We start from the raw sequence: 23226 nt of genomic DNA on the forward strand, positions 1-23226 counted from the left end.
CTGTAGACGTTATGACAGGCCCTGCCGGGCTCGGCAGGGCCTGTCACGACGGCGGTCCCACCAGGACGAAGAACAATTTGCCCTGCGTGGACGCCCCTGCCAGCCGCGCTGACTGTTCAGCGGTGGCTGCCACCACGATCAGCCCGTCGGTTTCGGCGGTGCCCAGCCATTGTCCGCCCTGCCCACCTTTGGCTGCGGTCCAGAGGACGGGGACTCCCGCGGCCAGGACTTCCGAGGGTCCCTGCTGGTCGAACCCGTTTCCGGATGTCAGGACGACGTTCACCAGTTGTCCCGGCGAAACCAATTGGATGGATGAAGCATCGGCCATCCGCAATGGAACGGCCGCCGATCCCGGGGGAGTGCCGGTGAGCAGCCCGGGACCGAGGAGCTGGACATCGGTGACCAGCTGCCCTTTTCGCAGCGGGGTTGCCAACTGCTTGCCTGCCGCCTCAGCCTGCCCGCTCAGCACGCCTTCGGACAGCAGGCCGGGCGGTACCCGCACCGGAACGAGGTCCGCGGCAGTTACAGCTGTTCCGGCGGGCAGGTCTCTGGCTGCGGACAGGGCCGTGACGCTCTCGGCCGGCGCAGGGGTGAGCTGGTGGACCGTGATGGACGCCGCCGCGCAGAGAAGAAGGGCAACAGCGAGGCGCCGGTTGCGGTTGAGTATCCCGGCCACACGGGTCAGCGGGCTGCCGCGCCGGGACGCGGCAGCGCCCTTTTTAGCTTGGAAGACGGACGGTCTGCGGTGGGCACCGGGGGGATGTGCAGGCATGCCTTCACGCTAGGTGGGCAGGCATGGCCGACGACAGCGGCCCCGGCCCTATGTGGACAACATAGTGGTGCCGACTTTAGGTCCGGGGCCGCTGGCAGTCCGGGTGTGTTGGGACGGGTGCGGACCGGTGTCAGCTGGCGGCAGCCGCCGGGGCGGGCGCCGGAGCGGGGGCTGCCGGAGCCGCGGGTGCTGCGGAAACGGTGCTGCCCTTGGAATCGCGGGAGTCAGTGCGGTAGAAGCCCGATCCCTTGAAGACGACGCCCACGCTGTTGAATTTCTTGCGCAGCGTGCCTTCACATTCCGGGCAGGACGTCAGCGTGCTGTCCGAGAATGACTGGACGATGTCAAAAGCATGGCCGCAATCCTTGCAGGCGTAAGCATATGTTGGCACTGGTGCTCCTCCTCTTGGGCAAACGAGAGGTCCCGTGCTGCCACCCGTTCCACTGGTGGTCCGTTAGCAGTCGCAGGGCCTGAGTGCTAATTCTATCATCCCCGTCCACCGACTGTCCGGGTTCAGGGTGCTCCCGCCAGGACCCGAAGTCCGCCCGGTGTCAGGACGGCCGGAACGGGACGGTCGAACTCCTCGGCGGGGACCCGACCGGCAGGCAATAGTTCTTCGTCGTAGATAACAGCTGCGAGCGGAATATGCTTCCCGGCAGTGTCCAAATGGCCCAGGAACTTGTCGTAATAGCCTCCGCCCTGGCCAATCCGGTTACCGGAAAGATCAACGGCAGTGGCCGGAATAAACAGCCCGGAGGCCCCGCCGGCCACATCCGGCCCGTGCCGCGGCCCGTCAGGTTCCATGACGGGCGCGTAGCGGCTGCGTGCAAACGGGATGCCCGGAGACCAAAATACCCAGCTCAGCTCGCGCGCGGGTTCGCACACCGGCAGGAGGACGTGGTGTCCGCGGGCGTGGAGGGCCCGGATCAGCGGGAGGGTGGGGGGTTCGACGCCGACGCCCAGATAGACGCAGAAGGTTGCGGTCGCGCCGTCCACAAGGGAGCCGGCCCAGGCTGTGCCATGTTCCGCCAGGGCGTTGCCGGCCTCCTCCAGGGCCGCCGGCGAGAGTTCCGCGCGGCGGGCACGGTGGGCAGTCCGGATGCCGTCCTTGGCACCGGTCTGATATTCAGTCATGGGTTTTCCCTCCATCGCCGCGGGCGGCTGGTTCATGTGCAGGTCCGCGCCGGGACCGGACGGCTGATTACTTAATGCTTGCCGCTGACGCTAGATTAGTCCGGTGACTACCAGTAACCCGAGAGTTCGCAAAGCCGTCATCCCCGCTGCGGGGCTGGGCACCCGGTTCCTTCCCGCCACCAAGGCCATGCCCAAGGAAATGCTTCCGGTGGTGGATAAGCCTGCCATCCAGTACGTCGTGGAGGAAGCCGTTGGCGTCGGGCTCAACGATGTCCTGATGATTACGGGCCGCAACAAGCGGGCGCTCGAGGACCACTTTGACCGTGTCCCGTCGCTCGAGTCCGCCCTCTCGGACAAGGGTGACACCAAGAAGCTGGAGTCCATCCAGGCCGCCAGCAACCTCGGCGACATCCACTACGTCCGCCAGGGCGACCCCAACGGCCTCGGCCACGCAGTGCTGCGTGCCCGCCAGCACGTGGGCAACGAGCCCTTTGCCGTGCTCCTCGGTGATGACCTGATTGATGCCCGGGACGAGCTCCTGGGAACCATGATTGACGTGCAGGCCAAGACCGGCGGTTCGGTGGTTGCGCTGATCGAAGTGGATCCGTCCCAGATCAGCGCCTACGGCTGCGCGGACATCGAGGAGATCGACGGCGAAGGCTACGTCCGGATCAACAGGCTCGTCGAGAAGCCTGCGGCGGACGAGGCGCCGTCCAACCTGGCAGTCATCGGCCGTTATGTGCTGCACCCGGCCGTCTTCGACGTGCTGGAGGAAACCGGCCCCGGCCGTGGTGGCGAGATCCAGCTGACCGACGCCCTGCAGGAACTTGCCACCGGCGAGGGTGAAGGCTACGGCGTCTACGGTGTGGTGTTCCGCGGCCGCCGCTACGACACCGGCGACAAACTGAGCTACCTGAAGGCCTGCGTGCAGCTGGCCGTCGACAGTGATGACCTGGGCCCAGGCCTGCGGGAGTGGTTGCCGGGCTTCGCCGCCCAACTCTCCAAGTAGCATCGTGCGCTTCGGTCCCATCTGGCCGGCCACGCTTGAATGCGGTGACCTGGTCCTGCGGCCCATCCGCTACCGCGACCGGAAAGAATGGACCGAAGTGCGGTCACGGAACAGCCAGTGGCTTGCGCCGTGGGAGGCATCCAACCCGGATCCGCGCGGAGGGTTGCCGGACTACCGGCAGATGGTGCGATCGCTGAATTCGCAGGCGGCCCAGTCCACGGCGTTGCCGTTCCTCATTACGGAGCGGATGGCCGGCAGCCGGACCCCGCCCATCGTGGGCCAGCTGACGGTGTCATCCATCCTCTGGGGCTCAGCAATGATGGCCACGCTTGGCTACTGGGTGGACCAGGCACGGGCTGGCCAGGGGATTGCCCCCACAGCGGTGGCCCTGGTGACGGACCACTGCTTCCAGACCCTTGGGCTGCACCGGATGGAAATCAACATCCGGCCCGAAAACGGACCCAGCCTGCGGGTGGTGGAGAAGCTGGGCTTCCGCGACGAGGGGTACCGGCCCCGGTATCTTCACATCAACGGTGAGTGGGCTGACCACAGGTCCTTCGCGCTGACCTCCGAGGAGGTCCCGGACGGCCTGTTGCCGCGATGGATGTCGTCCCGGACGTCTTAATTCCACTCATTTGGCAACCGCCCTGCGACACACCGCAGCCAATGCCAGTGTGGCAGTGGTGATGCTCATACGGTTTTGAGTGTGGACTTCCCCCTTAGCAGCTCTGTGATCCTTGTGGTTGCTGTCGTGCTCTGGATTGTGTGGGTTGCCCCCTACGTCCTCCGGAACCGCAGGCACCAGTTCCAGCCCGCCGGCGATTTCGTGGCGGACACACCCGCAGAGGAGAAACCGGAACGGCCGCAAGGCATGGTTCTGAACGTCGCCGCCAAGCAGGAGAAAACGATGGATACGAGGAAGAGCGCCGCACCCGCTGCCAAGCCTGCGGCCGCTGCCGGGCCGGCCAGCGCAGCCAACGGGCGGCTGCGCATCCACTACGGGCGCACATCCATCGCACTCGTTGGGCTTCTCTCGCTTGTCACGGCATTCGTCTCCGGCGTCCTGCTGCCCTTCGGCCTGGGTTCCGCGGTCCTGCCGCTGTCCTGCGTGGCGCTCACGGCGGCCTGCATCGTTCTTCTGCGCACCCTCGCTGTCCGGAGCCGCCGGGCGAAGGTCAATGCAGCGTTCCGCTCGGCCATGAGCGCGCCGGCCCGGACGGCCGCCCCCCTTGACCGGATTCCGCCCAAGCCGCAAACCGCGCCGGTGCCTGCCCGGCCGGAAAGCCCCGTTTTCGACGCCGAGGCCCACAAGCCCCAGGCCAAGCCGCTGACCGCCGTCGAACTGCGTGAAGCAGCCATCGCCGTAGCCGTGGCCGCGGGCGATACCAGCGCGGCAGCACCGGCGTCGGACGCTCCCTCCAGCACCCCCTGGGAGCCTGTTGAGGTCCCCAAGCCTGTGTATGTGGAGGCTGCCAAGGCCGAGCGGCCAGAGCCCAGGCCGCTTGAGCTTCCGGAAGCACCGAAAGCAGTTGGCAAGCCGTCTCTGAAGCAGGGCGCTGCCGGAAACGCAGCGGGAGCGGCCGGTGGGGCACCCGTTGACGCCCAGCAGCTCACGAAGGCGCAGAGCGCGCTCAGCAACCTCGACGACGTCCTGCAGCGCCGCAGGGCATAGACCCTAGCCAGGCCCGACGCCGGCCGTCCGGGCGGGCATCGACGGAACCGGGAGCGCCGGTTGGCATTGGGGCAGGAAAAATGTGTAGCCTAGGGTCACCGGTTCAGATCCCGTAAAAGGCCGCACCGTTCCGGGGCTATAGCTCAGTTGGTAGAGCGCTTCGTTCGCATCGAAGAGGTCAGGAGTTCGAATCTCCTTAGCTCCACAGTTTTCGTTTCATCAAAGGCCATCCTTTCGGGATGGCCTTTGTCGTGTCCTGGCAACATCGGGCATGGCGGGAGTGGCAGCCGCGGCTGTTCGACGCGCTAGTTGTCAGTTTGATAATTAACCGCTAGATTGTAATTATCGGATTGATAATTACGGGAGGAACCGGCGATGACGGCCCTACTTGACTGGATGAACTCCGCTGCAGTGCCAGATCTTCTCGGCTCTCCTGTGAGCTGGATCGAGGTCATCGGCTTCGTCACCGGCGCGGCGTGCGTCTACGGCGTCGCGAAGCAGAAGCTGTGGAACTGGCCGGTGGGGATCCTGAACAACCTTGCGTTCATTATCCTGTTCCTGGGTGCCGGCCTCTACGGCGAAACTGTCCTTCAGGTCATCTTCGCTGCCGTGGCCGTCTATGGCTGGTTCAACTGGGTCCGCGGCAGCTCCGCCACCGAGGCCAGCAATGATCTGCCCATCCGGGACGCCGCCGGCAAGGAAGTCCTCCTCAGCGCCGGTGCCACCCTGGCCGGCACTGCGGCCGTGGCCATGATCCTGGCACACGGCACCGACTCCCAGGTGGCATGGCCGGATGCCTTTGTCCTGACAGCCTCGCTGGTTGCGACCTACTGGCAGGCGAAAAAGATCTTCCAGCACTGGTACGTCTGGATCCTCATCGATGTGGTTTCCATTCCGCTGTACTTCAGCCGGGGGCTGGCGCTGACAGCCATCCTGTACATCGGATTCCTCGCCCTCTGCGTTTACGGGCTCAGCGGCTGGAAGCGCACCCGGGCCGCCGGGAAGGCCCCCATGATCACCGTCCCGGCAGGAGCCTGACAATGTTTACCCAGTCCATGGTCATCGGCAAGTTCTACCCGCCGCACGCCGGCCACGCCCACCTCATTGCCACGGCCGCCTCGCAGTCCGAAAAGGTGGTGGTCCTCGTCCTGGGAACGCGCTTTGAGTCCATCACCGTTGCCGATCGCGCCAGATGGCTGGCCGCCGAATTTGAAGACACCAACGTCCAGGTCATCGGCATGCCGAACGACTGCCCGGAGGACTACCACTCCGACGCCATCTGGAAAGCCCAGAACGAGCTCATGCGCCTGGCCCTGAAGACCCATGGGATCACCGCCGTCGACGCCGTCTTCAGTTCCGAAGCCTATGGCACCCGGCTGGCGGGCTACTTCGGCGCCGACCACGTGCTCGTCGACCAGTCCCGCGCCACCTACCCGATCAGCGGCACCATCTGCCGTGACAGCCCCGCCGCAGCCTGGCCGTACGTGGTGGCCCCGGCCCGGCAGGAACTGGCCACCCGGATCATTGTTGTCGGCGCGGAGTCCACCGGCACCACCACCCTCACCCGGGCCCTGATGGATCACTACCGGGCGCGATTCCCGCTGATCGCCGATGTACCCGAATACGGCCGCGCCTACACCTATGAAAAGTTTGACGCCCTGCGGGCCGGGAAGCCGGACGCGGCACTGGGCGACATGGTGTGGACTGCGCGGGACTTCAGCGTCATCGGCGCACGCCAAAACGAGCTGGAGAACGCGGCGGCCGATACCTGCCCGCTGGTCATCGCCGACACCGATGCCTTGGCCACCACCTTGTGGGAACGGTATTACCTGGGGGAGCGCAGCTACGGCTCCTATCACGCCATGGACACCCTGCCGCGCCGGGATCTGTACCTGGTCACCGACGATGAAGGCGTGCCGTTCGAAGACGACGGCTGGCGGGAAGGTGAACACCGCCGTGCCGATATGACCGAATGGTTCAAGGAGACCCTGACAGCGGAAGGACACTCCTGGATCCTGGTTACCGGCAGCCACGAACGGCGCATGAAAACCGCCACTGACGTCATAGACCTGGTCCTCGCCCAGCGGAACGCCTACACGTCCCCGCCCTGGGCCACCCGGACCGTCCTGGAAGGGGCGCCGGCATGAGTGACTCCAACGCCGAGCGGGACTACCTTGATTCCTACCGGCCCGGTGACTACCCGTCCGTCGCCCTGACCGCAGACCTGGTCGTCTTCGCCGTCACCGGCGGCGTCCTCCGCGCCGCCCTGGTCCGCCGCGGTGCCCACCCCTTCAAGGGCCGGCTGGCCCTGCCGGGTGGATTCGTCGGACCCCGGGAATCAGCGGAGACAGCCGCCGGACGCGAGCTTTCCGAGGAAACCGGGCTGGACCTGGGAACACTGCCGGTCCACCTCGAACAGCTGGCAACATACAGCGCCCCTGGGCGCGACCCCCGGATGCGGGTCGTTTCCGTTGCCCATCTGGTCCTGCTGGCGACGGACGGCGCAACCCTTCCCGCCGTCTCGGCCGGGACCGATGCCGCCGGTGCCGACTGGTACCCGGTCCACGAAATGCTCGCCCGCAGCATTGGTGAATCCCTGGCTTTTGACCATTTGCAGATCCTCACAGAGGGCCTGCAGCGGCTCTCCGGCAAGATGGAATACACCACCGTCGCAGCGAGGCTCCTCCCCGAAGAGTTCACGCTCACCCAGCTGCGCACCGTTTACGAGGCGGTGTGGAATGCCCCGCTGGCGGCAGGAAACTTCACCCGCAAGATGACACCCCAGTTGGAAGACACCGGAAGGAAGGCCCGCGCGTCGACCGGTGGGGCGCCCGCCGCCCTGTTTACGGCCAGCGACCGGTACATCCACCCGCCGCTGTCACGGCCCGGGCGGGAGTGACGGCCGGGGTCCGCGGGACGCCTCTGGGGCACCGCCCTGCTAAAGCCAGCCCTTGCGTTTGAAGATTCCGTACATCAGGCCCGCGGCGGCCACCATCAGGACCAGCGCCATGGGGTAGCCGAAACCCCAGTGCAGTTCGGGCATATGGTCAAAGTTCATGCCGTAGACGCCTGCCACAAAGGACGGCGCGAACAGAATCGCTGCCCAGGACGAAATCTTTTTCACCTGTTCGTTCTGTTCGGCGCTCGCCTCGTTCTGCCGGTTGGCGGTGAGAGTCCCGTCCAGGGTCAGGGCGTTCTGCAGCAGGTCCCGGAACGAATCGGCCCGGGAAATGACCCGCTCGGCGTGGTCCTCCACGTCCCGCAAGCTGTGCTGGAGTTCGGTTTCCACTCCGTACTTCGCAAACCCCCGCTTGAGCTGGTGCATCATGTCCGGCAGCGGGTGGATCGCGCGCTGGAACTGGATGACCTCACGGGCCAGTTCGTAGATCCGGCGCGAAACGCTGCTGTCGCCGCTGAACAACTGGTCCTCGATCTCATCGATGTCGTTTTCCAGGCCGGCCACCACGGGGGCATAGTCGTCCACCACCCGGTCCAGCAAGGCATAAAGCACCGCTTCGGGCCCATGCCGCAGGAGTTCAGGACGGGCCTCGAGCCGCTGCCGAACCCGGGCCACGCCGGCCATCTCCGCGTGCCGGACGGTAACCACGAAGTTCTTTCCGGTGAAGATGTGGAGTTCGCCGAACTCCACCGTCTCGCTCGCATCGAGGTAGCGCGCCGGCCGCAAAACGGTGAAAAGGTTGTCGTCGTAGCGTTCCATCTTGGGCCGCTGATGTGCCGAGATGGCGTCCTCGACAGCAAGTTCATGGAGCCCAAACTCGGCAGCTACGGCAGCCATCTCCTCGGCGGTGGGCCTGTACAGGCCGATCCACGCCATGCCGCCGTGCCGGGCCAGGGTTTCGAACGTCTGCTCAAGGCTTTCCGGCTCCGCATGGCGGGTGCCGTCCACGTACACGGCGTTATCGATGATGGTCATTCAGGAAATCCTAGCGGCCGGCGGATGCCGAATTACTCAGGCCACTGATGAGTGGTTCGGTCCGGTACGGGATGTGGGTGTGCAGGGCCAACACTGTTTCGGTACGGATGACGCCTTTGATCCTCAGTACCTGGCGCAGCGATGACTGGAGGTTGTGCGTATCCGTTGCCACCACCCGGCACCAGACATCGCCGCGCCCGGAAATTTCGTGCACTTCCAGTACCTGCGGAATCAGCCTGAGGGCTCCCACAACGCCGTCCAGTTCCCGGTGTGACACTTCGATGGTTACGAAGGCCACGACGTCGTAGCCCACGGCTTCCAGGTCCACTTCCCGCCCGCCGGGCCGGAGGACGCCGGTCCTGATCAGGCGCCGCACCCGCGTCTGTGCCGTATTCCGGGCAATACCCACGGCATCGCTGAGTTCACCAACCTGGATCCGGGGGTCCCGGATGAGGGCCAGCAGGATCTTCAGGTCGGTGGCATCCAGATTGTTCAAATGCTCATTCTCCGTCACTCACTAGCAGCATCTTTGATGATGATGCTCAATTCTCGCACTTGTTTCCGATCAAAGGGGCAGGAGTGCCGCACTCTGGAGCCACACCTGAATTTCCCCCGCGCGGCACCCCATAAGGACCACCCGTGCGGCCAACCCCGGAGGCAGCACTATGACGGTCTTCAGCGAACTGCGGATGCGCCCCGCGACGGCGTCCGGCTGGAACGCCTCGACCACTGCCCGGCTGGTGATCTCCGGCGCGGTGATCTTCGCCTTGCTGGTGGGGGCCAACCTCGCCACACCGCTGTACCCGCTGTTGCAGGCATCGTTGGGCCTCTCTGCGCTGGACGTCACTGCAGCGTTCGCCAGCTACGTCCTGGCCCTGGTGGCCACCCTGATGCTGGCCGGGCACTGGTCGGACCACATCGGCCGCAGGGCCGCGCTGCTCCTGGCTGTGCTGGGCGGCCTCGCCGGCAACCTTGTCTTCGCCGAAGCCCACACCCTGGCAGGATTGTGCGCAGGCCGTGCCCTGCAGGGGATCGCTGTTGCGCTGGCAACGGGCGCCAGCGCGGCCGCCCTGCGCGAGCTGCTGCCCTCCCGCCCTGAGTGGGCATCGCGCTTCACGCTGCTGGCTTCTTCCGGGGGAGTCGCTGCGGGCCCAGCCATCGGCGGTTTGCTGTCCCTGCTGCCGGGCGCCACCACGGCACCCTACGGCGTGCATTCCGTGGTCCTCGCCGGCTTGCTGGTTCCGCTCTTCCTCATCCGGGCACGTCCGGCCATTGCCCTCCCGGCCGTATCCCGGCCGCTCCAGGCCCTTGCCCCGCGCCGCCCGGCGGTGTCCCGGAATGCGCGGGGAGCTTTCTGGCTTGCTTCCGGCGTAGGATTCCTGAGTTTCGCCGTGTTCGGGTTTTCCCTTTCCCTCGCGCCCGGATACTTTGCACGGGTCCTGGAGACTGATTCCCGGCCCCTGATAGGTGTCCTCGCCGGTTTGCCGCTGGCGGCCTCGGCCTTCAGCCAGCTGCTCACCGTGCGGGGCCGGTTCGTTGTTCCGGCGGGTCTTGCCGTCCTGGGGGTATCGGTGGTCCTGCTGGGGACTGCCGGGGCCCTGCACAGCCCGCTGCTGCTGGTGGCCGCCTGCGTGGCCGCGGGGATGGGGCAGGGGCTGGCTTTCCGCACGGTCTTCAATGACGTTGCAGGCAAGGTGGAGCCCGCCCGCCATGCCCAGGTGATCAGCACGGTTTACGTCATCACATACCTGGGCAGCGCCGTACCGGTCCTGGGCCTGGGATGGGCGTCGGGCATGGTGGGACAGCCTGCGGCGGTGCTCGGCTTCGTTGTGGTGTGCGGCGCAGCAGCGCTGGTCCTGGCCGGCCTTACGCTGGCGCGGGCGTTGCGCGGCCGCCACTCCTGGCGGCAGTAACCCGTCAGTTGGGCAGTGGCCCGTGGTTGCCCTGGATGTGCTCGAAAACCAGTGTGGTTTCGGTATGGCCCACCACGGGATCGGTGGCCAGGTTGTCGAGCACCCAGTCACGCAGGTCCTCGGTGCTGCCGACGGCGATGTGCAGCAGGTAATCCACCGAACCTGAGGTGTGGAAGGTGGACAGCACCGCCGGCAGGTGCGGGACCCGTGCGGTGAAACGGTCGATCTGGTCGCGGTCGTGGGCGCGCAGACGGACAGCCACCAGTGCCTGCACGGACCTGCCGATGGCCGAAAGGCTCAGCTTGGCTTCATAGCCCTTGACGATCCCGCGTTCGGAGAGCGCCCGGGTACGCATCAGGGCAGTGGACGGCGCGATGCCCACCATTTCGGCGAGCTGCTTGTTCGAGATCCGCGCGTCGGCCACCAGCGCGGCAAGGAGGCGCTCGTCGATGGCATCCAGCGGTTCCAGGGGTGCTCCGGGCCTGGGGTGCCGGGGATTCATGCTCACTGCGGGTTCCTTCCAACGGTCCTGCATTCATCCTAGACCGCCGGATCGGCCCTCCCGGGCCCTGCAAGGCCACTCACACCGAATTTCTGCGTTCCCATCAGTTCCTGCGAAGGACTTAATTCGTTGCACAGGGAGGCGCCTGGGCGCGGTCAGGCCACCGCGGGCTCGCGCCGGGGATGGACGACGGCGACAATCGCCGCCGTGAGGCAGGCCAGCAGCATGACCGCTTCTGCCAGTGCGTTCCAGCCCAGGGACTGAAACAACAGGCCACCTGCCCAGCCGAGCACGCTGGAGCCCAGGTAGTAGGCCAGGTTGTACAGCGATGCCGCCTGGGCCCGGCCGGACGTGGCGATGGCTCCCGTCCACCCGGCCCCGATGCTGTGGGCCGCGAAGAAGCCGCCGGTGAAGACCACCAGGCCGGCAAGGATCAGGGCCAGGGACTGCGTCAGGGTCAGGGCAAGCCCGCCCACTGCCAGCGCAAGGCCCGCCAGGAGGACGGACCGGCGGCCGAAGCGCGTGGTCAGCCCGGCAGCCCAGCGGGAGGTGACGGTCCCGGACAGGTAGGCAAGGAAAATCAGGCTGATCAGGGTGGCGGGCAGGGTGAATGGCTCGCCGGACAACCGGAACCCCAGGTAGTTGTACACAGCCACGAAGCCACCCATCATGAGGAAGGCCTGGAGATAGAGCGCCAGCAGCCGGCCATGGCGTACATGCCCGGCAAGCGTCCTGAAGGCCCCGCGCAGGCCAGTACCCCCGGATGCCACGAAACCCCGCGCTTTGGGGACCAGCAGCAGGAAGGCCACAGCTGCCAGCGTGGCCAGGACGGACACCGCCAGGGCTGCTGCGCGCCAGCCCCACAATTCACCCGCCGGTCCTGCCACCAGCCTTCCGGCCAGGCCGCCAAGGGTGGTGCCTGCCACGTAGCTTCCGGCAGCGACGGCGGCGTGCGCCTTTGTTACTTCCTCGTTCAGGTAGGCGATGGCAATGGCCGGGATACCGCCCAGCGCCATTCCTTCCAGCAGGCGCAGGGCCAGCAGGATCTGGAAACTGCCGGCCAGGGGAACCAGCAGGCCCAGGACTGTGGCAACGCTGATTCCCCACGTCATGGCACGGACCCTGCCGATCCTGTCGGCGAGGAAAGACCAGGGGATGACAGTCACGGCAAGTCCCACGGTGGCCAGCGAGATGGTCAGCGCCGCTTCTGCGGCGCTGATTCGAAGGTCGGAGGCGAGCAGGGGCAGCACCGCCTGCGTGGAGTAGAGCTGGGCGAAGGTGGCAACACCGGCGAAGGACAGGCCGGCGAGGATCCTCCCGTAGGCGGCGGACCCCTTCGCGTGCCCGGTCCAGCGCGGCGGCGAGGCGTGGGTGCCTGCAAGGCTGGTGTCTGGTGGCATGGGGTAAGCGTAGCCCCGGGCTAATAGATGCTTCCAATGCATTATTCGTGTAAGACTCATAGCAACATTGGATGAGTTTGAGAGGGCAGGGCTGATGGAACCGGACCGGAAACAACTGGTGCAGCTGCTTCCGCTTCTCCCCGTACTGTCCGAGCTGGGCCGCACGGAGCACATCACCGGGACGGCGGAAGTCCTGGGAGTACCCCAGTCCACGGTGAGCCGGGCCATCGCCCGGGCAAGCGCCGTCGTCGGAACCGAACTCCTGGTCCGCGACGGAAGGGGAGTCCGCCTGACCCCCGCCGCCCGGACCCTCCTGCCCTACATCGAGAACGCCCTGGAAGAATTCCGGACGGGGCTGGACGTGGTGCGCAACGAATCGGATGTGGCCAGGGGCAGGATCGCGGTGTCGTTCCAGCACACGTTCGGCGAGGGGACACTGCCCCTGCTCATCAGCGCCTTCCGCAGCAGGCACCCGGGAGCGGCCTTTACGCTGAGCCAGGGCGCCCGGAGCGCCTGCCTCGAAGAACTGGCATCCGGTGAGTCCGACCTCGCCCTCACCGCCCCGGCAGCACCTGCCGGCCGCCACCTGGAATCGGCGCCGCTCTACCGGGAGCCGCTGCGCCTGGTGGTGCACCATACCCACCGCCTCGCGGGCAGGCCGACGGCGGAGCTTGCCGACATCATGACGGAACCATTCGTGGCCCTCGGCTCCGGATACGGGCTGCGGTCCCTGACTGACGCGCTGTTCAAAGAGGCCGGCTACCGGCCCCGGATAGCATTCGAAAGCCAGGACTCCCACACGGTCCGCGGGCTCGTCTCGGCCGGACTCGGCGTCAGCATCCTGCCTCCAGGCGGTGACGCGCCCGGCCGCACCGTGAGCCCGGAAACCGGCAACCTCGGGTGGGTGGAAGTACCGCTGGGCTCGGCGCTCGCCGTTCGCGAAGTGGGCCTGTCCTGGCGCCGGGCCAAGGCCGACGCCGAACCTGCGTCCGTGCGCCTGTTCCGGGAGATGGTGGTGACCGAGGGTCCCCGGCTTCTGGCCGGCCTGGTAAGGCACCACACCGAACACTGAGAGCATCGGCAGTGACATTCCCGGTATGCCGCAGCTGCCTCGCTGCCCGTTCCGGACAGTAGTCTTGTGACGTGCAAAACAGCGAACAAACCCCTGCCGCTCCCGCCCAGAAGTCCGGAGTGCCCGGCGCCGGCCCGCTGGCCGGCATCATTATCGGCCTCGACATCGGCGGCACCAAGACCCGCGGAATCCGGTTCGAAGACGGGACGCCGGCGGCTGACGAATCCGTGGGAAGCTCCAACGTCCAGAACGTCAGCCGCGACGAGGCCGCACGCAACATTGCCGAGCTGTTTGCCCGGATCGGTAAGGGGCCGGTGTCCCGCGTCTACGCCGGCTCCGGCGGCATCGATACCGCCGAGGACGCCGAAGCCCTGGCCGCCCTGATCAGGCCGCACGTTCCCGGCGCCGTAGTCACGGTGGTGCACGATTCCCGCCTGCTGCTGGCAGCCGGACGGGCCCGAACCGGAGTGGCGGTTATCGCCGGCACCGGCTCGGCAGCGTGGGGGAAGAACGCCGACGGCGCCGAAGCCCGGGCCGGAGGGTGGGGGTACCTGCTCGGCGACGAAGGCAGCGGATACTGGCTGGGCCGGGAGGCGGTCCGCCACAGCCTCCGCCGGATGGACCAAGGACTGGCTGTCGATGCGCTCACAGCAGCGCTGCTGGAGTCATGCGGAGTGGACCACCCCAACCGGCTCATTGCCATGTTCCACTCACCGGACACCGGCCGCAGGTTTTGGGCCCAGCAGGCACGGCATGTGGTGGAGGCAGCCGCCCGGGGGCACCAGGAAAGCCGGGACATGCTGGACCAGGCCGGCAAGGACCTTGCAGGCCTGGCCCTCCAGGTCCTTCGCCAGCTGGGAATCAACGGTCCCGTTATCCTCGGCAGCGGCCTGGGCATGAACGTGGTACCCCTCCAGGAGGCGTTCCGGCGCCACCTCGCTGAAGGGGGCGCGGCCGACGTCAGGGTGCTGGACCAGGAACCTGTTTTCGGGGTGCTCCAGCTGGTGGCCGAGCCCGCCTGACGGCCAGGGCCGCCCGGCATCAGTCCCGGGCGGTCCGCTTGCGCGGCGTCAGCCGGACGCCTGGAAGCGGCGGAGCCGGTATCCGGCCGGCTTCAGCGCCGGCGTCCGGACCGTGGCCGGGAACCAACCCGTAGCGTGCGGCTGCCGCGTGGTCACCGGCCAGGCCTGCTTGCGCTTCCCAGTCCCCGCGTGCCTGTTCCACTTCATCATGGGTGCGGCCCACGAAGTTCCACCACATCAGCAGTTCCTCCCGGAATGGCTCCCCGCCGATGAGCAGGAACCGGGTACCGGGATCAGCCTGCAGCCGAAGCTCCTTTCGGCCCGTACCCAAGTAGCCCAGCGGCCCCGGCGGAAGCTCCTGCCCGTCCAGGCGCAGCCCGCCGTCGAGCACCAGGATGCCGTGTTCAAACTCCGGCTCCAGCGGCAGGACGGCATCGCCGCCGCAGGAGACGTCAGCCCCAACGATGGGTGAGAACATCGTGGCAGGCGAGGACACGCCGTCGAATGTTCCCACCATGACGGTCGCGGTGAAACCGGCGCCGGTGGCCCGCGGCAACTCCCGGTGCTGTTCAAACGCCGGCGCGCAGTGCCGGTCCGCGTCAGGAAGCGCCACCCACAACTGGAGGCCGCGCTGTACAGGCAGGACGCCGTCCTGCGGCAGGACTGCGAACTCCGAGTGGGAAACGCCGTGGCCCGCCGTCATGATGTTCAGTTCACCGGGCCGGACCACCACGTCGCTGCCCACGCTGTCGCGGTGCCGGATGTTCCCGGCCAGCGGCCAGGTCACCGTCTGCAGCCCGATGTGCGGGTGCGGCAGGACCGACATGGCCGTCCGGTCCGGGCCGAAGCTGTCCAGGAAGCACCAGGCACCGATGGTCGGCAGGCCGCGCTGGGGGAGGGTCCGCCGGACGTTCATGGCGCGCACCCCGCCGAGCGGCACTTCCCGCTCAGGCCACAGCTGCAGGCACGGGCCGGACGGACCCTCTGCGGCGGCCGGGGGACAGACTTCCTGCTGCGGCGATACTTCCAAGTTGGTCACCCTCCCACTTTAGGGCCGTGGCGTGTTGCCGTGCGGCAGCGGTGTCCCATCCGAACCGCGTCCGGCTGCGAATGGTCACAGTAGGGATTCCTTTGTCCGGATCCGTGCCGCAAACTGCTGTGCGCCGGGCCGGCTTGGGCTACCGTAACTATCAGCGTGCTGATGACCATGTCACGTCGCTTTCAGTGGCATCCGAGCAGAACAGGTAAGTCCGCACCATGGACACATCGATGATCGAATTCCAGAACGTGACCAAGAAGTACCAGGGCGGACAGCCTGCCGTGGACGGCTTGACCATGTCCATCCGCAAAGGCTCCATCACGGTCTTCGTGGGGCCATCCGGCTGCGGAAAAACCACGTCGCTGCGCATGATCAACCGGATGGTGGAGCCCAGCTCCGGAGTGATCACGGTGGACGGCAAAGACGTGACTTCGGCGCCCGCCGCCGAACTGCGGCGTTCCATGGGCTACGTGATGCAGTCCGCGGGGTTGTTGCCGCACCGTTCGGTGCTGGACAACATTGCCACCGTTCCGCGGCTGAACGGCGTCTCGAAAGCCGACGCCCGCAAGCGCGCTGAAGAACTTCTGGACGTCGTGGGCCTTGCCCGGTCCCTCGGGAAGAGGTACCCCGCCCAGCTGTCCGGCGGCCAGCAGCAGCGCGTGGGGGTGGCGCGCGCCCTGGCGGCCGACCCGCCGGTCCTGCTCATGGACGAGCCGTTCAGCGCCGTGGACCCCGTGGTCCGGGAAGAGCTGCAGCAGGAGCTCCTCCGCCTCCAGAAGGACCTGGCCAAGACCATCGTCTTCGTCACCCACGACATCGACGAGGCCACAGTGCTGGGCGATATGGTTGCTGTCTTCGCTGTCGGCGGGAAACTGGCGCAGTACGCCACCCCGGAAGAGATCCTCCGCGCACCGGCCAATGACTTCGTCGCGTCCTTCGTGGGCAGGGACCGCGGGTTCCGCCACCTCGGGTTCACCCCGTCCGACGGCGTCGCCATCCATCCGGTGCCCACGATCATCCGGGGGGCGGCCGGCACCGAGTCCGATCCCGGTGCCGCAGGCGGCTGGCAGCTGGTGGTGGATGCGGACATGCGCCCTCTGGGTTGGGCGGCCCCCGGCACAGACACCGGCCTCATTCCCGGCGGGTCGCTGTTCCGGCCGGGAGAAAGCCTGCGCCGTGCCCTGGACTCGGCCCTGTCCTCGCCTTCCGGCCTGGGCGTAGCCGTTGACGCCTCCGGCAAGGTGCTCGGTGCCGTCCGGGGCGGTGAAGTCCTGGCCCTGATCGAAGAGGCCCGCCAGGTCAGGCAGGCAGCGCTCTGATGGAATGGTTCCTGTCGAACAGCGGCATGGTCTTCGAAAGGGCCGGGCAACACCTGGTCCTCGCCCTCGTCCCCATGGTGCTGGGTCTGGTGCTGGCCATCCCGCTGGCGCAGCTCGCACGCAGGAACGCCGCACTGCGGTCCGTGGTGCTGACGTCGAGCTCCCTGCTCTACACCATCCCGTCGCTGGCACTCTTCATCATCCTGCCCACCATCCTGGGCACCCGCGTCCTGGACCCCCTGAACGTGGTGGTGGCCCTGACCATCTACGCGGTGGCACTGCTCGTGCGGGCCGCGCTGGACGCATTCGACTCCGTGGACCAGGAAGTGAGCCAGGCCGCCGTCGCCATGGGATACCGGCCACTCGCGAGGTTCCTGCAGGTTGACCTGCCGCTGTCCCTGCCCGTCATGTTTGCGGGATTGCGGGTGGTGTCCGTCAGCAACATCTCCCTGGTCAGCGTTGCTGCGCTCCTGGGCATCGGTAACCTGGGCATGCTTTTCACCTCCGGCCTGCAACGGGACTTCGTCACCGAAATCGTGGTAGGCATCGTCGCCATCCTGGTGCTGGCGCTGCTGATGGATGCCGTCCTGGTTCTCCTCGAAAGAATCCTCACGCCCTGGGAACGGGCCGGAAAACACACCCGGCCGGGCCCGGATGCTGCCGGTGAACCGGCCGATGCCGCCCGGCGCCTTTCCCGGCCGCAGGCCGGAGGGGGCAACGCATGAGCAACGTCTTCACAGATACCTTCGCCTGGCTCGCCGACCCCCTGCACTGGTCCGGAAGCATGGGGATCCCCGTCCGGCTGGCCGAGCACCTGCAATACACAGGCCTGGTGATGCTGATCGCCACAGCGATTGCTGTCCCCGTCGGCCTGTTCGTGGGCCACACCGGAAAAGGGCGGGTGGCGGTGGTGGCCCTGGCAGGCGCCCTGCGGGCGCTGCCCACGCTGGGCCTCCTGACGCTCTTCGTCCTGCTGGCCGGCATCGGCCTCATGCCGCCCGTCTGGGCGCTGGTAATCCTCACCGTTCCGCCACTCCTGGCCGGAACCTATGCCGGAATCTCCAGCGTGGACCGCAACGTCGTGGACGCCGCCCGCGCCATGGGCATGACGGAACTGCAGGTCCTGTTCCGGGCGGAGCTGCCCAACGCCCTGACCGTCATGTTCGGAGGGTTCCGCACGGGCGTGCTCCAGGTGGTGGCCACCGTCTCCGTGGTGGCCTACATCAACCTGGGCGGCCTGGGACGGTACCTCTTCGACGGACTGGTCCTCAGCGACTTCCCCCAGATGCTGGGAGGCTCGTTGCTCATCGCTGGGCTCGCCATCGCCGTCGACCTTGTCCTCGCCCTGTTCCAGAGGCTCTTCCTCACACGCGGGGCCCCGCACAAGCCACGCCGCAGCCAGCAGGCCGCGGCAGATCGTACAGACCCCGTCCCTGCGGAGACTGTCCTACAAGGAGGTAAGTCATGAAAGAAAACCGTCCACTCGGCCTGGGCCGGAGGAGCTTCGGCGGCCTCGCGGCAGGGCTTGGCCTTGCCGTTGCGCTGTCTGCCTGCGGCGGCTCATCTGATCCGCTCAGCAACGCCCCGTCCAGCAACGCCGGTTCCTCCGGTGGCGCAACGTCCCTGACGGTGGGCTCGGCCGACTTCCCCGAGAGCCAGATCATTGCGGAGCTGTATGCCGGTGCGCTGAACGCGGCCGGCGTCACCGCCACCACCAAGCCCAACATCGGTTCGCGCGAGGTCTACTTCAAGGCCGTCCAGGACGGTTCCGTTGACGTGGTTCCGGACTACACCGGCAACCTGCTGCTGTATGTGGACAAGGCAGCCACGGAGGTTTCCGCCGACGACATCTACAAAGCCCTGCCGGACAAGCTGGCCGACGGCCTCGCCGTAGCCGATGCGTCCAAGGCTGAGGACAAGGACGCCATGGTGGTCACCAAGGCCACCGCCGAGAAGTACCAGCTAAAGTCCATCGAGGACCTCGCCAAGGTCTGCAGCGAGATTGTGGTGGGTGCCCCTGCAACGTTCGCCGAACGCGCGTACGGACTGCCCGGGCTCAAGAAGAATTACAACTGCGAGCCCAAGAAGCTGGAACCCTTCAGCGACGGCGGTGGTCCCGTGACCCTGAAGGCGCTCCTCGAAGACCAGGTCCAGGTTGCGGACATCTACACCACCACGCCGTCCATCGCGGACAACGACCTGGTGGTGCTGGAGGATCCGAAGAACAACTTCATTGCCCAGCAGGTGGTACCGCTGTACAACGAAAAAAACATGACGGACAAGGCCAAGGAAGCGTTGAACTCGGTTTCCCGCATCCTGACCACCGATGACCTCATCAACCTTAACCGCGCAGTCAGCGGCAGCCAGAAGCAGAACGCCAAAGACGCTGCGGCCGCCTGGTTGAAGGACAAGGGCATCGTCAAGTAGTTCCCCCGCCCTCAGGGAAGGCTTCGCCATGGCGACGGCGGCTGCCGGACTTCCAAAAGTCCGGCAGCCGCCGTCGTCCGTATGTGGGCGAGGTCTCAGCGGCTGTCCATCCTTCCTGTGGCATATTTGAGGAATGGCAGAATTCAGGCAGTCCACGAAGCTCAACAACGTCCTTTACGACATCCGTGGACCCATCCTGCAGGCCGCCCAGCAAATGGAAGCGGAAGGCCACCGCATCCTCAAACTGAACATCGGCAACCCCGCCCCGTTCGGCTTCGAGGCCCCCGACGCCATCCTGGTGGACATGATCCGCCACCTCCCGCACGCCCAGGGCTACAGCGATTCCCGCGGCATCTTCTCCGCCCGCACCGCCGTCTCGCAGTACTACCAGACCCGCGGTATACAGAACATCCACGTGGATGACATCTACCTGGGTAACGGCGTCAGCGAACTGATCACCATGTCGCTAATGGCCCTCCTGGATTCGGGCGACGAAGTCCTTATCCCCACTCCGGACTACCCGCTGTGGACAGCGTCCGTGGCCCTGGCCGGCGGCAAGCCCGTGCACTACCTCTGCGACGAGGAATCCGGCTGGCAGCCCGACCTTGAGGACATGGAAGCGAAGATCACACCCCGCACCAAGGGCATCGTGGTGATCAACCCCAACAACCCCACCGGCGCCGTTTACCCGGAAAAGACGCTGAAGCGGATCGTTGCCCTGGCCGAAAAGCACGGCCTGGTGCTCTTCGCCGATGAGATCTACGAAAAGATCCTGTACGAGGACGCCGTCCACGTGAACATGGCCGGACTGACCGGCGACGACGTGCTCTGCCTGACCTTCAGCGGACTGTCCAAGGCCTACCGGGTGTGCGGGTACCGGGCCGGGTGGATGGCAATCTCCGGCCCCAAGAAGGACGCCGCGGACTACCTCGAGGGCATCAGCCTCCTGGCCAACATGCGCCTGTGCGCCAATGTTCCCGCCCAGCACGCCATCCAGACGGCCCTGGGCGGGTACCAGAGTATCCAGGACCTCATCCTTCCCGGCGGCCGGCTGCTTGAACAGCGCAACAAGGCCTATGAGATGCTCAACGCCATTCCCGGTGTCAGTACCCAGCAGGCCAAGGGGGCCCTGTACCTGTTCCCGCGGCTCGACCCCGAGGTCTATCACATCCGCGACGACGAGAAGTTTGTCCTGGACCTCCTGCGTGAGCAGAAGATCCTGGTATCGCATGGCCGCGCCTTCAACTGGGTGCGGCCGGACCACTTCCGGATGGTCACCCTGCCCAACGTCAAGGACATCGAAGAAGCCGTCGGCCGGATGGGGGACTTCCTCAGCAGGTACCAGGGGAACTAGCCTGTGCTCACGGGCTCAGCGCCCGTGAGCACAGCGCGAAAGGAAACCCATGGCCGGCCCCGAGACATTCGATGAGCATCCGTCCGAGACGCTTCGGGCGGGGAAGGGGTTCGTCCTCGCCGACGTCGACCCCGATTCCACCCCTGGTTACACCGGAACCAAGGAAGACGGCCGGGCGCTACTGGGCGGGATGGACAGCACGCTCACCGAACTTCAGGAAAAGCTGTTCGCCGCCTCCCGTTTCGGGAGCCGAAAGCGGGTCCTGCTGATCCTCCAGGCCATGGACACTGCCGGCAAGGGCGGGATAGTCAACCACGTGATGGCGGCCATGGACCCGCAGGGCGTCCAGTTCAAAGCGTTCAAGGCACCCACGGATGAGGAGAAGTCCTACGATTTCCTCTGGCGCATCGAGAAGGAAGTGCCGGCAGCGGGCATGGTGGGGGTTTTTGACCGTTCCCACTACGAAGACGTGCTGATCCACCGGGTCCACCGGTGGGCCAGCCCGGATGAGATCAAGCGCCGCTACGTTGCCATCAACGAATTCGAGGCCCGGCTGGCGGACTCGGGAACCACTGTGGTGAAAGTGATGCTCCACATCAGCGCGGACGAGCAGAAATCCCGGCTGCTGGCCAGGCTGGACGACCCCTCAAAGCACTGGAAGTACAACAGCGGGGACCTTACCGAGCGGGCGTTCTGGGAAGACTACATGGCGGCTTACCAGGCGGCCATCGATGCGACAAGCACGCCCGAGTCACCGTGGCACGTGGTGCCGGCGAACAAGAAGTGGTACGCCCGGATAGCGGTCCAGCAGCTGCTGCTGGGCGCGATGGCCGGGTTGAACCTGGAGTGGCCGAAGGCAGAGTTCGACGTCCCCATGGAACGCGAGCTGGTGGTCCGATCCTGAGGCGCTTTGCTCCCGGGACCTATCGGATGGCCTAGAGCGGCTGGTCCCGGGCGGCGGCGAGCCGTTTGCGGGCGCCCTCCAGCCATTCCTCGCAGCGCGCCGCCAGTGCCTCGCCGCGTTCCCACAAGGCCAGGGACTCCTCAAGGCTGGCGCCGCCTGCCTCAAGGCGGCCAACGACGGCGATGAGCTGTTCGCGTGCTTCCTCGTAGCTCAGTGCGGCGGTGCCGGTTTCCGACGTCTGCTCGGTCATGTTGTTTCTCCCGTATCCGGATGGTGCTGGTCAGGTGCTGGTGGATTTTCTTCAGGACTGCCCGTGCCTGTGGACGTGGCGCCGAAGCGGCCCTCGGCGACGCGGATGGCCAGTGGCTGCCCCGCGGGGGCATCGGCCGGACGCCGCACCACTGCGTGGCCGGAGCTTGAGGACGCTGCGTGTGCCCCGGCGAGCTCCACCACCGCGTACCCGCGGTCCAGCGTTTTCTGGGGGGACAGGGCACGAACCTGGGTCCTGAGGTGCTCCAGCCGGTCACCGGCACGGACCACCGTGGAGTTCACAGCTGTGGACGATCGCCGGAGAAGCCGTTCGATTTCCTCGCTGCGGACAGTGACCAGGCCCTCCGGTGACGCCAGGACAGGACGGGAATGGAGTGAGGCCAGCCGGTCGGATTCCCGGTCCACCAGCCGTTCGATGCAGCGGCGCAGCTGTTCCCGGGCCTGCCGGACACCGGCCAGCTCTTCGGAGACCTCCGGAACGATCCGCTTGGCGGCATCCGTGGGAGTCGACGCACGAAGGTCGGCGACGTCGTCGAGCAGCGGCCGGTCGGCTTCATGCCCGATGGCGCTCACTACGGGCGTCGTTGCCGCCGCCACCGCCCGCACCAGCTCTTCGCTGTTGAACGGCAGCAGGTCCTCCAGCGCCCCGCCGCCCCGGGCGATGACAATGACGTCGACTTCCGGGAGACCGTCCAGTTCCCGGAGGGCGCGCACCACCTGCGAAACGGCGTTGGTGCCCTGCACCGCCACTTCGCGGATCTCGAATTCGACGGCCGGCCAGCGCAGGGCCGCGTTGCGCACCACGTCCTTCTTGGCGTCCGAGTCCCTGCCGGTGATCAGGCCGATGCGGTGCGGCAGCAGGGGGAGGGGTCTCTTCCTCGAATCAGCAAACAGGCCCTCCGCTGCGAGGGCCTGCCGGAGCCGTTCGATGCGAGCGAGCAAGTCCCCCAGGCCTACGGGGCGGATATCCCGGACCTGCATGTTCAACCGGCCGGTCTTCAACCAAAACTCTGGCTTGAGCAGGGCCACCACCCGTGATCCGCGCTCCAAGGGAAGATTCTTGCGTTCCAGGACCTTGGTCCACACAGACGCCGGCAGCGACACCTCGGCATCGACGTCGCGCAGGGTCAGGTAGGCGTTGCCTCCCCGGCGGTTCATCTCGATAACCTGGCCCTCCACCCAGGCAGACGGAGTACGGTCGATGTGGACCTTCAGCTTCTGCGAGAGCAACTGCAGGGGCCACGGGTTCTCCGGCGTGGTTTCAGCGGCCGTGGCCGGCAGGGTGGTCGGCGCGGTGTCCGGCAGGGAGGGCTGCTCAGACATGCGGGTGCCCCTGCGGGACTGGAACTGCGGGCATGGGGTCCTTTGGTGGCTGTGACAATCAGGCTGTCAGAAAGTACTGCGTCAGAAAAAGCTGCGGGTACCGGTCCTTCAACCTTATCCATAAGCAATAGCACGCGGGACTGACAGAGCCCGGTCAGGT

Annotated in this window: 25 protein-coding genes and 1 tRNA gene; 16 read left to right on the forward strand and 10 right to left on the reverse strand. The window is 66.6% G+C overall.

Annotation, left to right across the window (positions count from 1 at the left end; all coding sequences use genetic code 11):
- Positions 1-43: 43 nt before the first annotated feature.
- From OVA06_RS05275 to OVA06_RS05285, 3 genes are all read right to left on the reverse strand, one after another.
- Positions 44-772, reverse strand: coding sequence for an RcpC/CpaB family pilus assembly protein (locus OVA06_RS05275; RefSeq protein WP_268156811.1), 729 nt, complete (start codon positions 770-772; stop codon positions 44-46).
- 130 nt (positions 773-902) lie between these two features.
- Positions 903-1163 (reverse strand): FmdB family zinc ribbon protein, encoded by a 261-nt coding sequence (locus tag OVA06_RS05280; RefSeq protein WP_056075143.1) that lies wholly within the window; start codon positions 1161-1163, stop codon positions 903-905.
- A 122-nt stretch (positions 1164-1285) separates the two neighbouring features.
- Positions 1286-1906 (reverse strand): 5-formyltetrahydrofolate cyclo-ligase, encoded by a 621-nt coding sequence (locus tag OVA06_RS05285; protein WP_268156814.1) that lies wholly within the window; start codon positions 1904-1906, stop codon positions 1286-1288.
- A 103-nt stretch (positions 1907-2009) separates the two neighbouring features.
- Between OVA06_RS05285 and galU the strand changes: the two genes are divergently transcribed.
- The 7 genes from galU to OVA06_RS05320 all read left to right on the forward strand — a co-directional run bounded on the left by galU (position 2010) and on the right by OVA06_RS05320 (position 7486).
- Positions 2010-2915: a UTP--glucose-1-phosphate uridylyltransferase GalU gene (gene galU / locus OVA06_RS05290; RefSeq protein ID WP_268156816.1), complete on the forward strand. Its 906-nt coding sequence runs from the start codon at positions 2010-2012 to the stop codon at positions 2913-2915.
- 4 nt (positions 2916-2919) lie between these two features.
- Positions 2920-3540, forward strand: a complete 621-nt coding sequence (locus OVA06_RS05295) for a GNAT family N-acetyltransferase (protein WP_268156818.1) — start codon at positions 2920-2922, stop codon at positions 3538-3540.
- 105 nt (positions 3541-3645) lie between these two features.
- Positions 3646-4587, forward strand: coding sequence for a hypothetical protein (locus tag OVA06_RS05300; protein WP_268156820.1), 942 nt, complete (start codon positions 3646-3648; stop codon positions 4585-4587).
- A 132-nt stretch (positions 4588-4719) separates the two neighbouring features.
- Positions 4720-4792, forward strand: a tRNA-Ala gene (locus OVA06_RS05305).
- A 170-nt stretch (positions 4793-4962) separates the two neighbouring features.
- Positions 4963-5625 (forward strand): nicotinamide riboside transporter PnuC, encoded by a 663-nt coding sequence (gene pnuC / locus OVA06_RS05310; protein ID WP_268156822.1) that lies wholly within the window; start codon positions 4963-4965, stop codon positions 5623-5625.
- A gap of 2 nt (positions 5626-5627) precedes the next feature.
- A complete protein-coding gene (locus OVA06_RS05315; RefSeq protein ID WP_268156824.1) occupies positions 5628-6734 on the forward strand; it encodes an AAA family ATPase in 1107 nt (368 codons plus the stop codon).
- A complete protein-coding gene (locus OVA06_RS05320) occupies positions 6731-7486 on the forward strand; it encodes an NUDIX hydrolase (protein WP_268156826.1) in 756 nt (251 codons plus the stop codon). Before OVA06_RS05315 ends, OVA06_RS05320 begins: the two co-directional genes overlap by 4 nt.
- Before the next feature lie 39 nt (positions 7487-7525).
- On the opposite strand, the gene corA is transcribed toward OVA06_RS05320, so the two are convergent.
- Entirely contained in the window at positions 7526-8521 is a 996-nt protein-coding gene (corA, locus tag OVA06_RS05325; protein ID WP_268156828.1) for a magnesium/cobalt transporter CorA, read from the reverse strand.
- 10 nt (positions 8522-8531) lie between these two features.
- The gene (locus tag OVA06_RS05330; protein ID WP_091721748.1) at positions 8532-9017 is read right to left on the reverse strand and encodes an Lrp/AsnC family transcriptional regulator; all 486 of its coding nucleotides are present in this window, start codon (positions 9015-9017) and stop codon (positions 8532-8534) included.
- Positions 9018-9186: 169 nt separating this feature from the next.
- On the opposite strand from OVA06_RS05330, the gene OVA06_RS05335 reads away from it, so the two are divergent.
- Positions 9187-10434 carry an MFS transporter gene (locus OVA06_RS05335; protein WP_268156832.1) on the forward strand — a complete coding sequence of 416 codons (1248 nt, stop codon included), beginning with the start codon at positions 9187-9189 and terminating at the stop codon, positions 10432-10434.
- Between the two features lie 4 nt (positions 10435-10438).
- On the opposite strand, the gene OVA06_RS05340 is transcribed toward OVA06_RS05335, so the two are convergent.
- Both OVA06_RS05340 and OVA06_RS05345 read right to left on the reverse strand, forming a co-directional pair.
- Positions 10439-10936: an Lrp/AsnC family transcriptional regulator gene (locus tag OVA06_RS05340; protein ID WP_056076353.1), complete on the reverse strand. Its 498-nt coding sequence runs from the start codon at positions 10934-10936 to the stop codon at positions 10439-10441.
- Positions 10937-11091: 155 nt separating this feature from the next.
- Entirely contained in the window at positions 11092-12336 is a 1245-nt protein-coding gene (locus OVA06_RS05345; protein ID WP_268156834.1) for an MFS transporter, read from the reverse strand.
- Between the two features lie 94 nt (positions 12337-12430).
- Here OVA06_RS05345 and OVA06_RS05350 point away from each other — a divergent pair, with 94 nt between their 5' ends.
- Together OVA06_RS05350 and OVA06_RS05355 are read left to right on the forward strand one after the other, a co-directional pair.
- Positions 12431-13408, forward strand: a complete 978-nt coding sequence (locus OVA06_RS05350) for a LysR substrate-binding domain-containing protein (RefSeq protein WP_268160644.1) — start codon at positions 12431-12433, stop codon at positions 13406-13408.
- Positions 13409-13479: 71 nt separating this feature from the next.
- Entirely contained in the window at positions 13480-14430 is a 951-nt protein-coding gene (locus tag OVA06_RS05355) for an N-acetylglucosamine kinase (protein ID WP_397427752.1), read from the forward strand.
- 19 nt (positions 14431-14449) lie between these two features.
- On the opposite strand, the gene OVA06_RS05360 is transcribed toward OVA06_RS05355, so the two are convergent.
- Positions 14450-15469, reverse strand: a complete 1020-nt coding sequence (locus tag OVA06_RS05360) for a pirin family protein (protein WP_056075100.1) — start codon at positions 15467-15469, stop codon at positions 14450-14452.
- A 218-nt stretch (positions 15470-15687) separates the two neighbouring features.
- Between OVA06_RS05360 and OVA06_RS05365 the strand changes: the two genes are divergently transcribed.
- The 6 genes from OVA06_RS05365 to OVA06_RS05390 all read left to right on the forward strand — a co-directional run bounded on the left by OVA06_RS05365 (position 15688) and on the right by OVA06_RS05390 (position 21473).
- Positions 15688-16788, forward strand: coding sequence for an ABC transporter ATP-binding protein (locus tag OVA06_RS05365; RefSeq protein WP_056075098.1), 1101 nt, complete (start codon positions 15688-15690; stop codon positions 16786-16788).
- Complete coding sequence (locus OVA06_RS05370; protein ID WP_268156836.1) at positions 16788-17513, forward strand: ABC transporter permease; 726 nt, start codon at positions 16788-16790, stop codon at positions 17511-17513. Before OVA06_RS05365 ends, OVA06_RS05370 begins: the two co-directional genes overlap by 1 nt.
- Complete coding sequence (locus tag OVA06_RS05375) at positions 17510-18256, forward strand: ABC transporter permease (protein WP_056075092.1); 747 nt, start codon at positions 17510-17512, stop codon at positions 18254-18256. The genes OVA06_RS05370 and OVA06_RS05375 overlap by 4 nt, the downstream gene beginning before the upstream one ends.
- Positions 18253-19215, forward strand: a complete 963-nt coding sequence (locus OVA06_RS05380; RefSeq protein WP_056075089.1) for an ABC transporter substrate-binding protein — start codon at positions 18253-18255, stop codon at positions 19213-19215. Before OVA06_RS05375 ends, OVA06_RS05380 begins: the two co-directional genes overlap by 4 nt.
- A gap of 133 nt (positions 19216-19348) precedes the next feature.
- Positions 19349-20569, forward strand: a complete 1221-nt coding sequence (locus OVA06_RS05385) for a pyridoxal phosphate-dependent aminotransferase (RefSeq protein WP_268156838.1) — start codon at positions 19349-19351, stop codon at positions 20567-20569.
- A 49-nt stretch (positions 20570-20618) separates the two neighbouring features.
- Positions 20619-21473 carry a polyphosphate kinase 2 family protein gene (locus OVA06_RS05390; protein WP_268156840.1) on the forward strand — a complete coding sequence of 285 codons (855 nt, stop codon included), beginning with the start codon at positions 20619-20621 and terminating at the stop codon, positions 21471-21473.
- Between the two features lie 31 nt (positions 21474-21504).
- Here the strand turns inward: OVA06_RS05390 and OVA06_RS05395 are convergent, their stop codons facing one another.
- A complete protein-coding gene (locus OVA06_RS05395) occupies positions 21505-21723 on the reverse strand; it encodes an exodeoxyribonuclease VII small subunit (RefSeq protein WP_056075081.1) in 219 nt (72 codons plus the stop codon).
- Positions 21720-23066 (reverse strand): exodeoxyribonuclease VII large subunit, encoded by a 1347-nt coding sequence (xseA, locus tag OVA06_RS05400; protein WP_268156843.1) that lies wholly within the window; start codon positions 23064-23066, stop codon positions 21720-21722. The genes OVA06_RS05395 and xseA overlap by 4 nt, the downstream gene beginning before the upstream one ends.
- Between the last annotated feature and the right edge of the window lie 160 nt (positions 23067-23226).

Origin of the sequence: Pseudarthrobacter sp. SL88 (assembly GCF_026672455.1) — a bacterium.
Lineage (GTDB): Bacteria > Actinomycetota > Actinomycetes > Actinomycetales > Micrococcaceae > Arthrobacter.

Bases quoted from the DNA above. Each gene is read 5' to 3' on its own strand.
- OVA06_RS05275 (WP_268156811.1), bottom strand. From the start codon at position 772: ATGCCTGCACATCCCCCCGGTGCCCACCGCAGACCGTCCGTCTTCCAA.
- OVA06_RS05285 (WP_268156814.1), bottom strand. From the start codon at position 1,906: ATGACTGAATATCAGACCGGTGCCAAGGACGGCATCCGGACTGCCCAC.
- pnuC (WP_268156822.1), top strand. From the start codon at position 4,963: ATGACGGCCCTACTTGACTGGATGAACTCCGCTGCAGTGCCAGATCTT.
- OVA06_RS05315 (WP_268156824.1), top strand. From the start codon at position 5,628: ATGTTTACCCAGTCCATGGTCATCGGCAAGTTCTACCCGCCGCACGCC.
- OVA06_RS05320 (WP_268156826.1), top strand. From the start codon at position 6,731: ATGAGTGACTCCAACGCCGAGCGGGACTACCTTGATTCCTACCGGCCC.
- corA (WP_268156828.1), bottom strand. From the start codon at position 8,521: ATGACCATCATCGATAACGCCGTGTACGTGGACGGCACCCGCCATGCG.
- OVA06_RS05335 (WP_268156832.1), top strand. From the start codon at position 9,187: ATGACGGTCTTCAGCGAACTGCGGATGCGCCCCGCGACGGCGTCCGGC.
- OVA06_RS05340 (WP_056076353.1), bottom strand. From the start codon at position 10,936: ATGAATCCCCGGCACCCCAGGCCCGGAGCACCCCTGGAACCGCTGGAT.
- OVA06_RS05345 (WP_268156834.1), bottom strand. From the start codon at position 12,336: ATGCCACCAGACACCAGCCTTGCAGGCACCCACGCCTCGCCGCCGCGC.
- OVA06_RS05350 (WP_268160644.1), top strand. From the start codon at position 12,431: ATGGAACCGGACCGGAAACAACTGGTGCAGCTGCTTCCGCTTCTCCCC.
- OVA06_RS05365 (WP_056075098.1), top strand. From the start codon at position 15,688: ATGGACACATCGATGATCGAATTCCAGAACGTGACCAAGAAGTACCAG.
- OVA06_RS05370 (WP_268156836.1), top strand. From the start codon at position 16,788: ATGGAATGGTTCCTGTCGAACAGCGGCATGGTCTTCGAAAGGGCCGGG.
- OVA06_RS05375 (WP_056075092.1), top strand. From the start codon at position 17,510: ATGAGCAACGTCTTCACAGATACCTTCGCCTGGCTCGCCGACCCCCTG.
- OVA06_RS05380 (WP_056075089.1), top strand. From the start codon at position 18,253: ATGAAAGAAAACCGTCCACTCGGCCTGGGCCGGAGGAGCTTCGGCGGC.
- OVA06_RS05385 (WP_268156838.1), top strand. From the start codon at position 19,349: ATGGCAGAATTCAGGCAGTCCACGAAGCTCAACAACGTCCTTTACGAC.
- OVA06_RS05390 (WP_268156840.1), top strand. From the start codon at position 20,619: ATGGCCGGCCCCGAGACATTCGATGAGCATCCGTCCGAGACGCTTCGG.
- OVA06_RS05395 (WP_056075081.1), bottom strand. From the start codon at position 21,723: ATGACCGAGCAGACGTCGGAAACCGGCACCGCCGCACTGAGCTACGAG.
- xseA (WP_268156843.1), bottom strand. From the start codon at position 23,066: ATGTCTGAGCAGCCCTCCCTGCCGGACACCGCGCCGACCACCCTGCCG.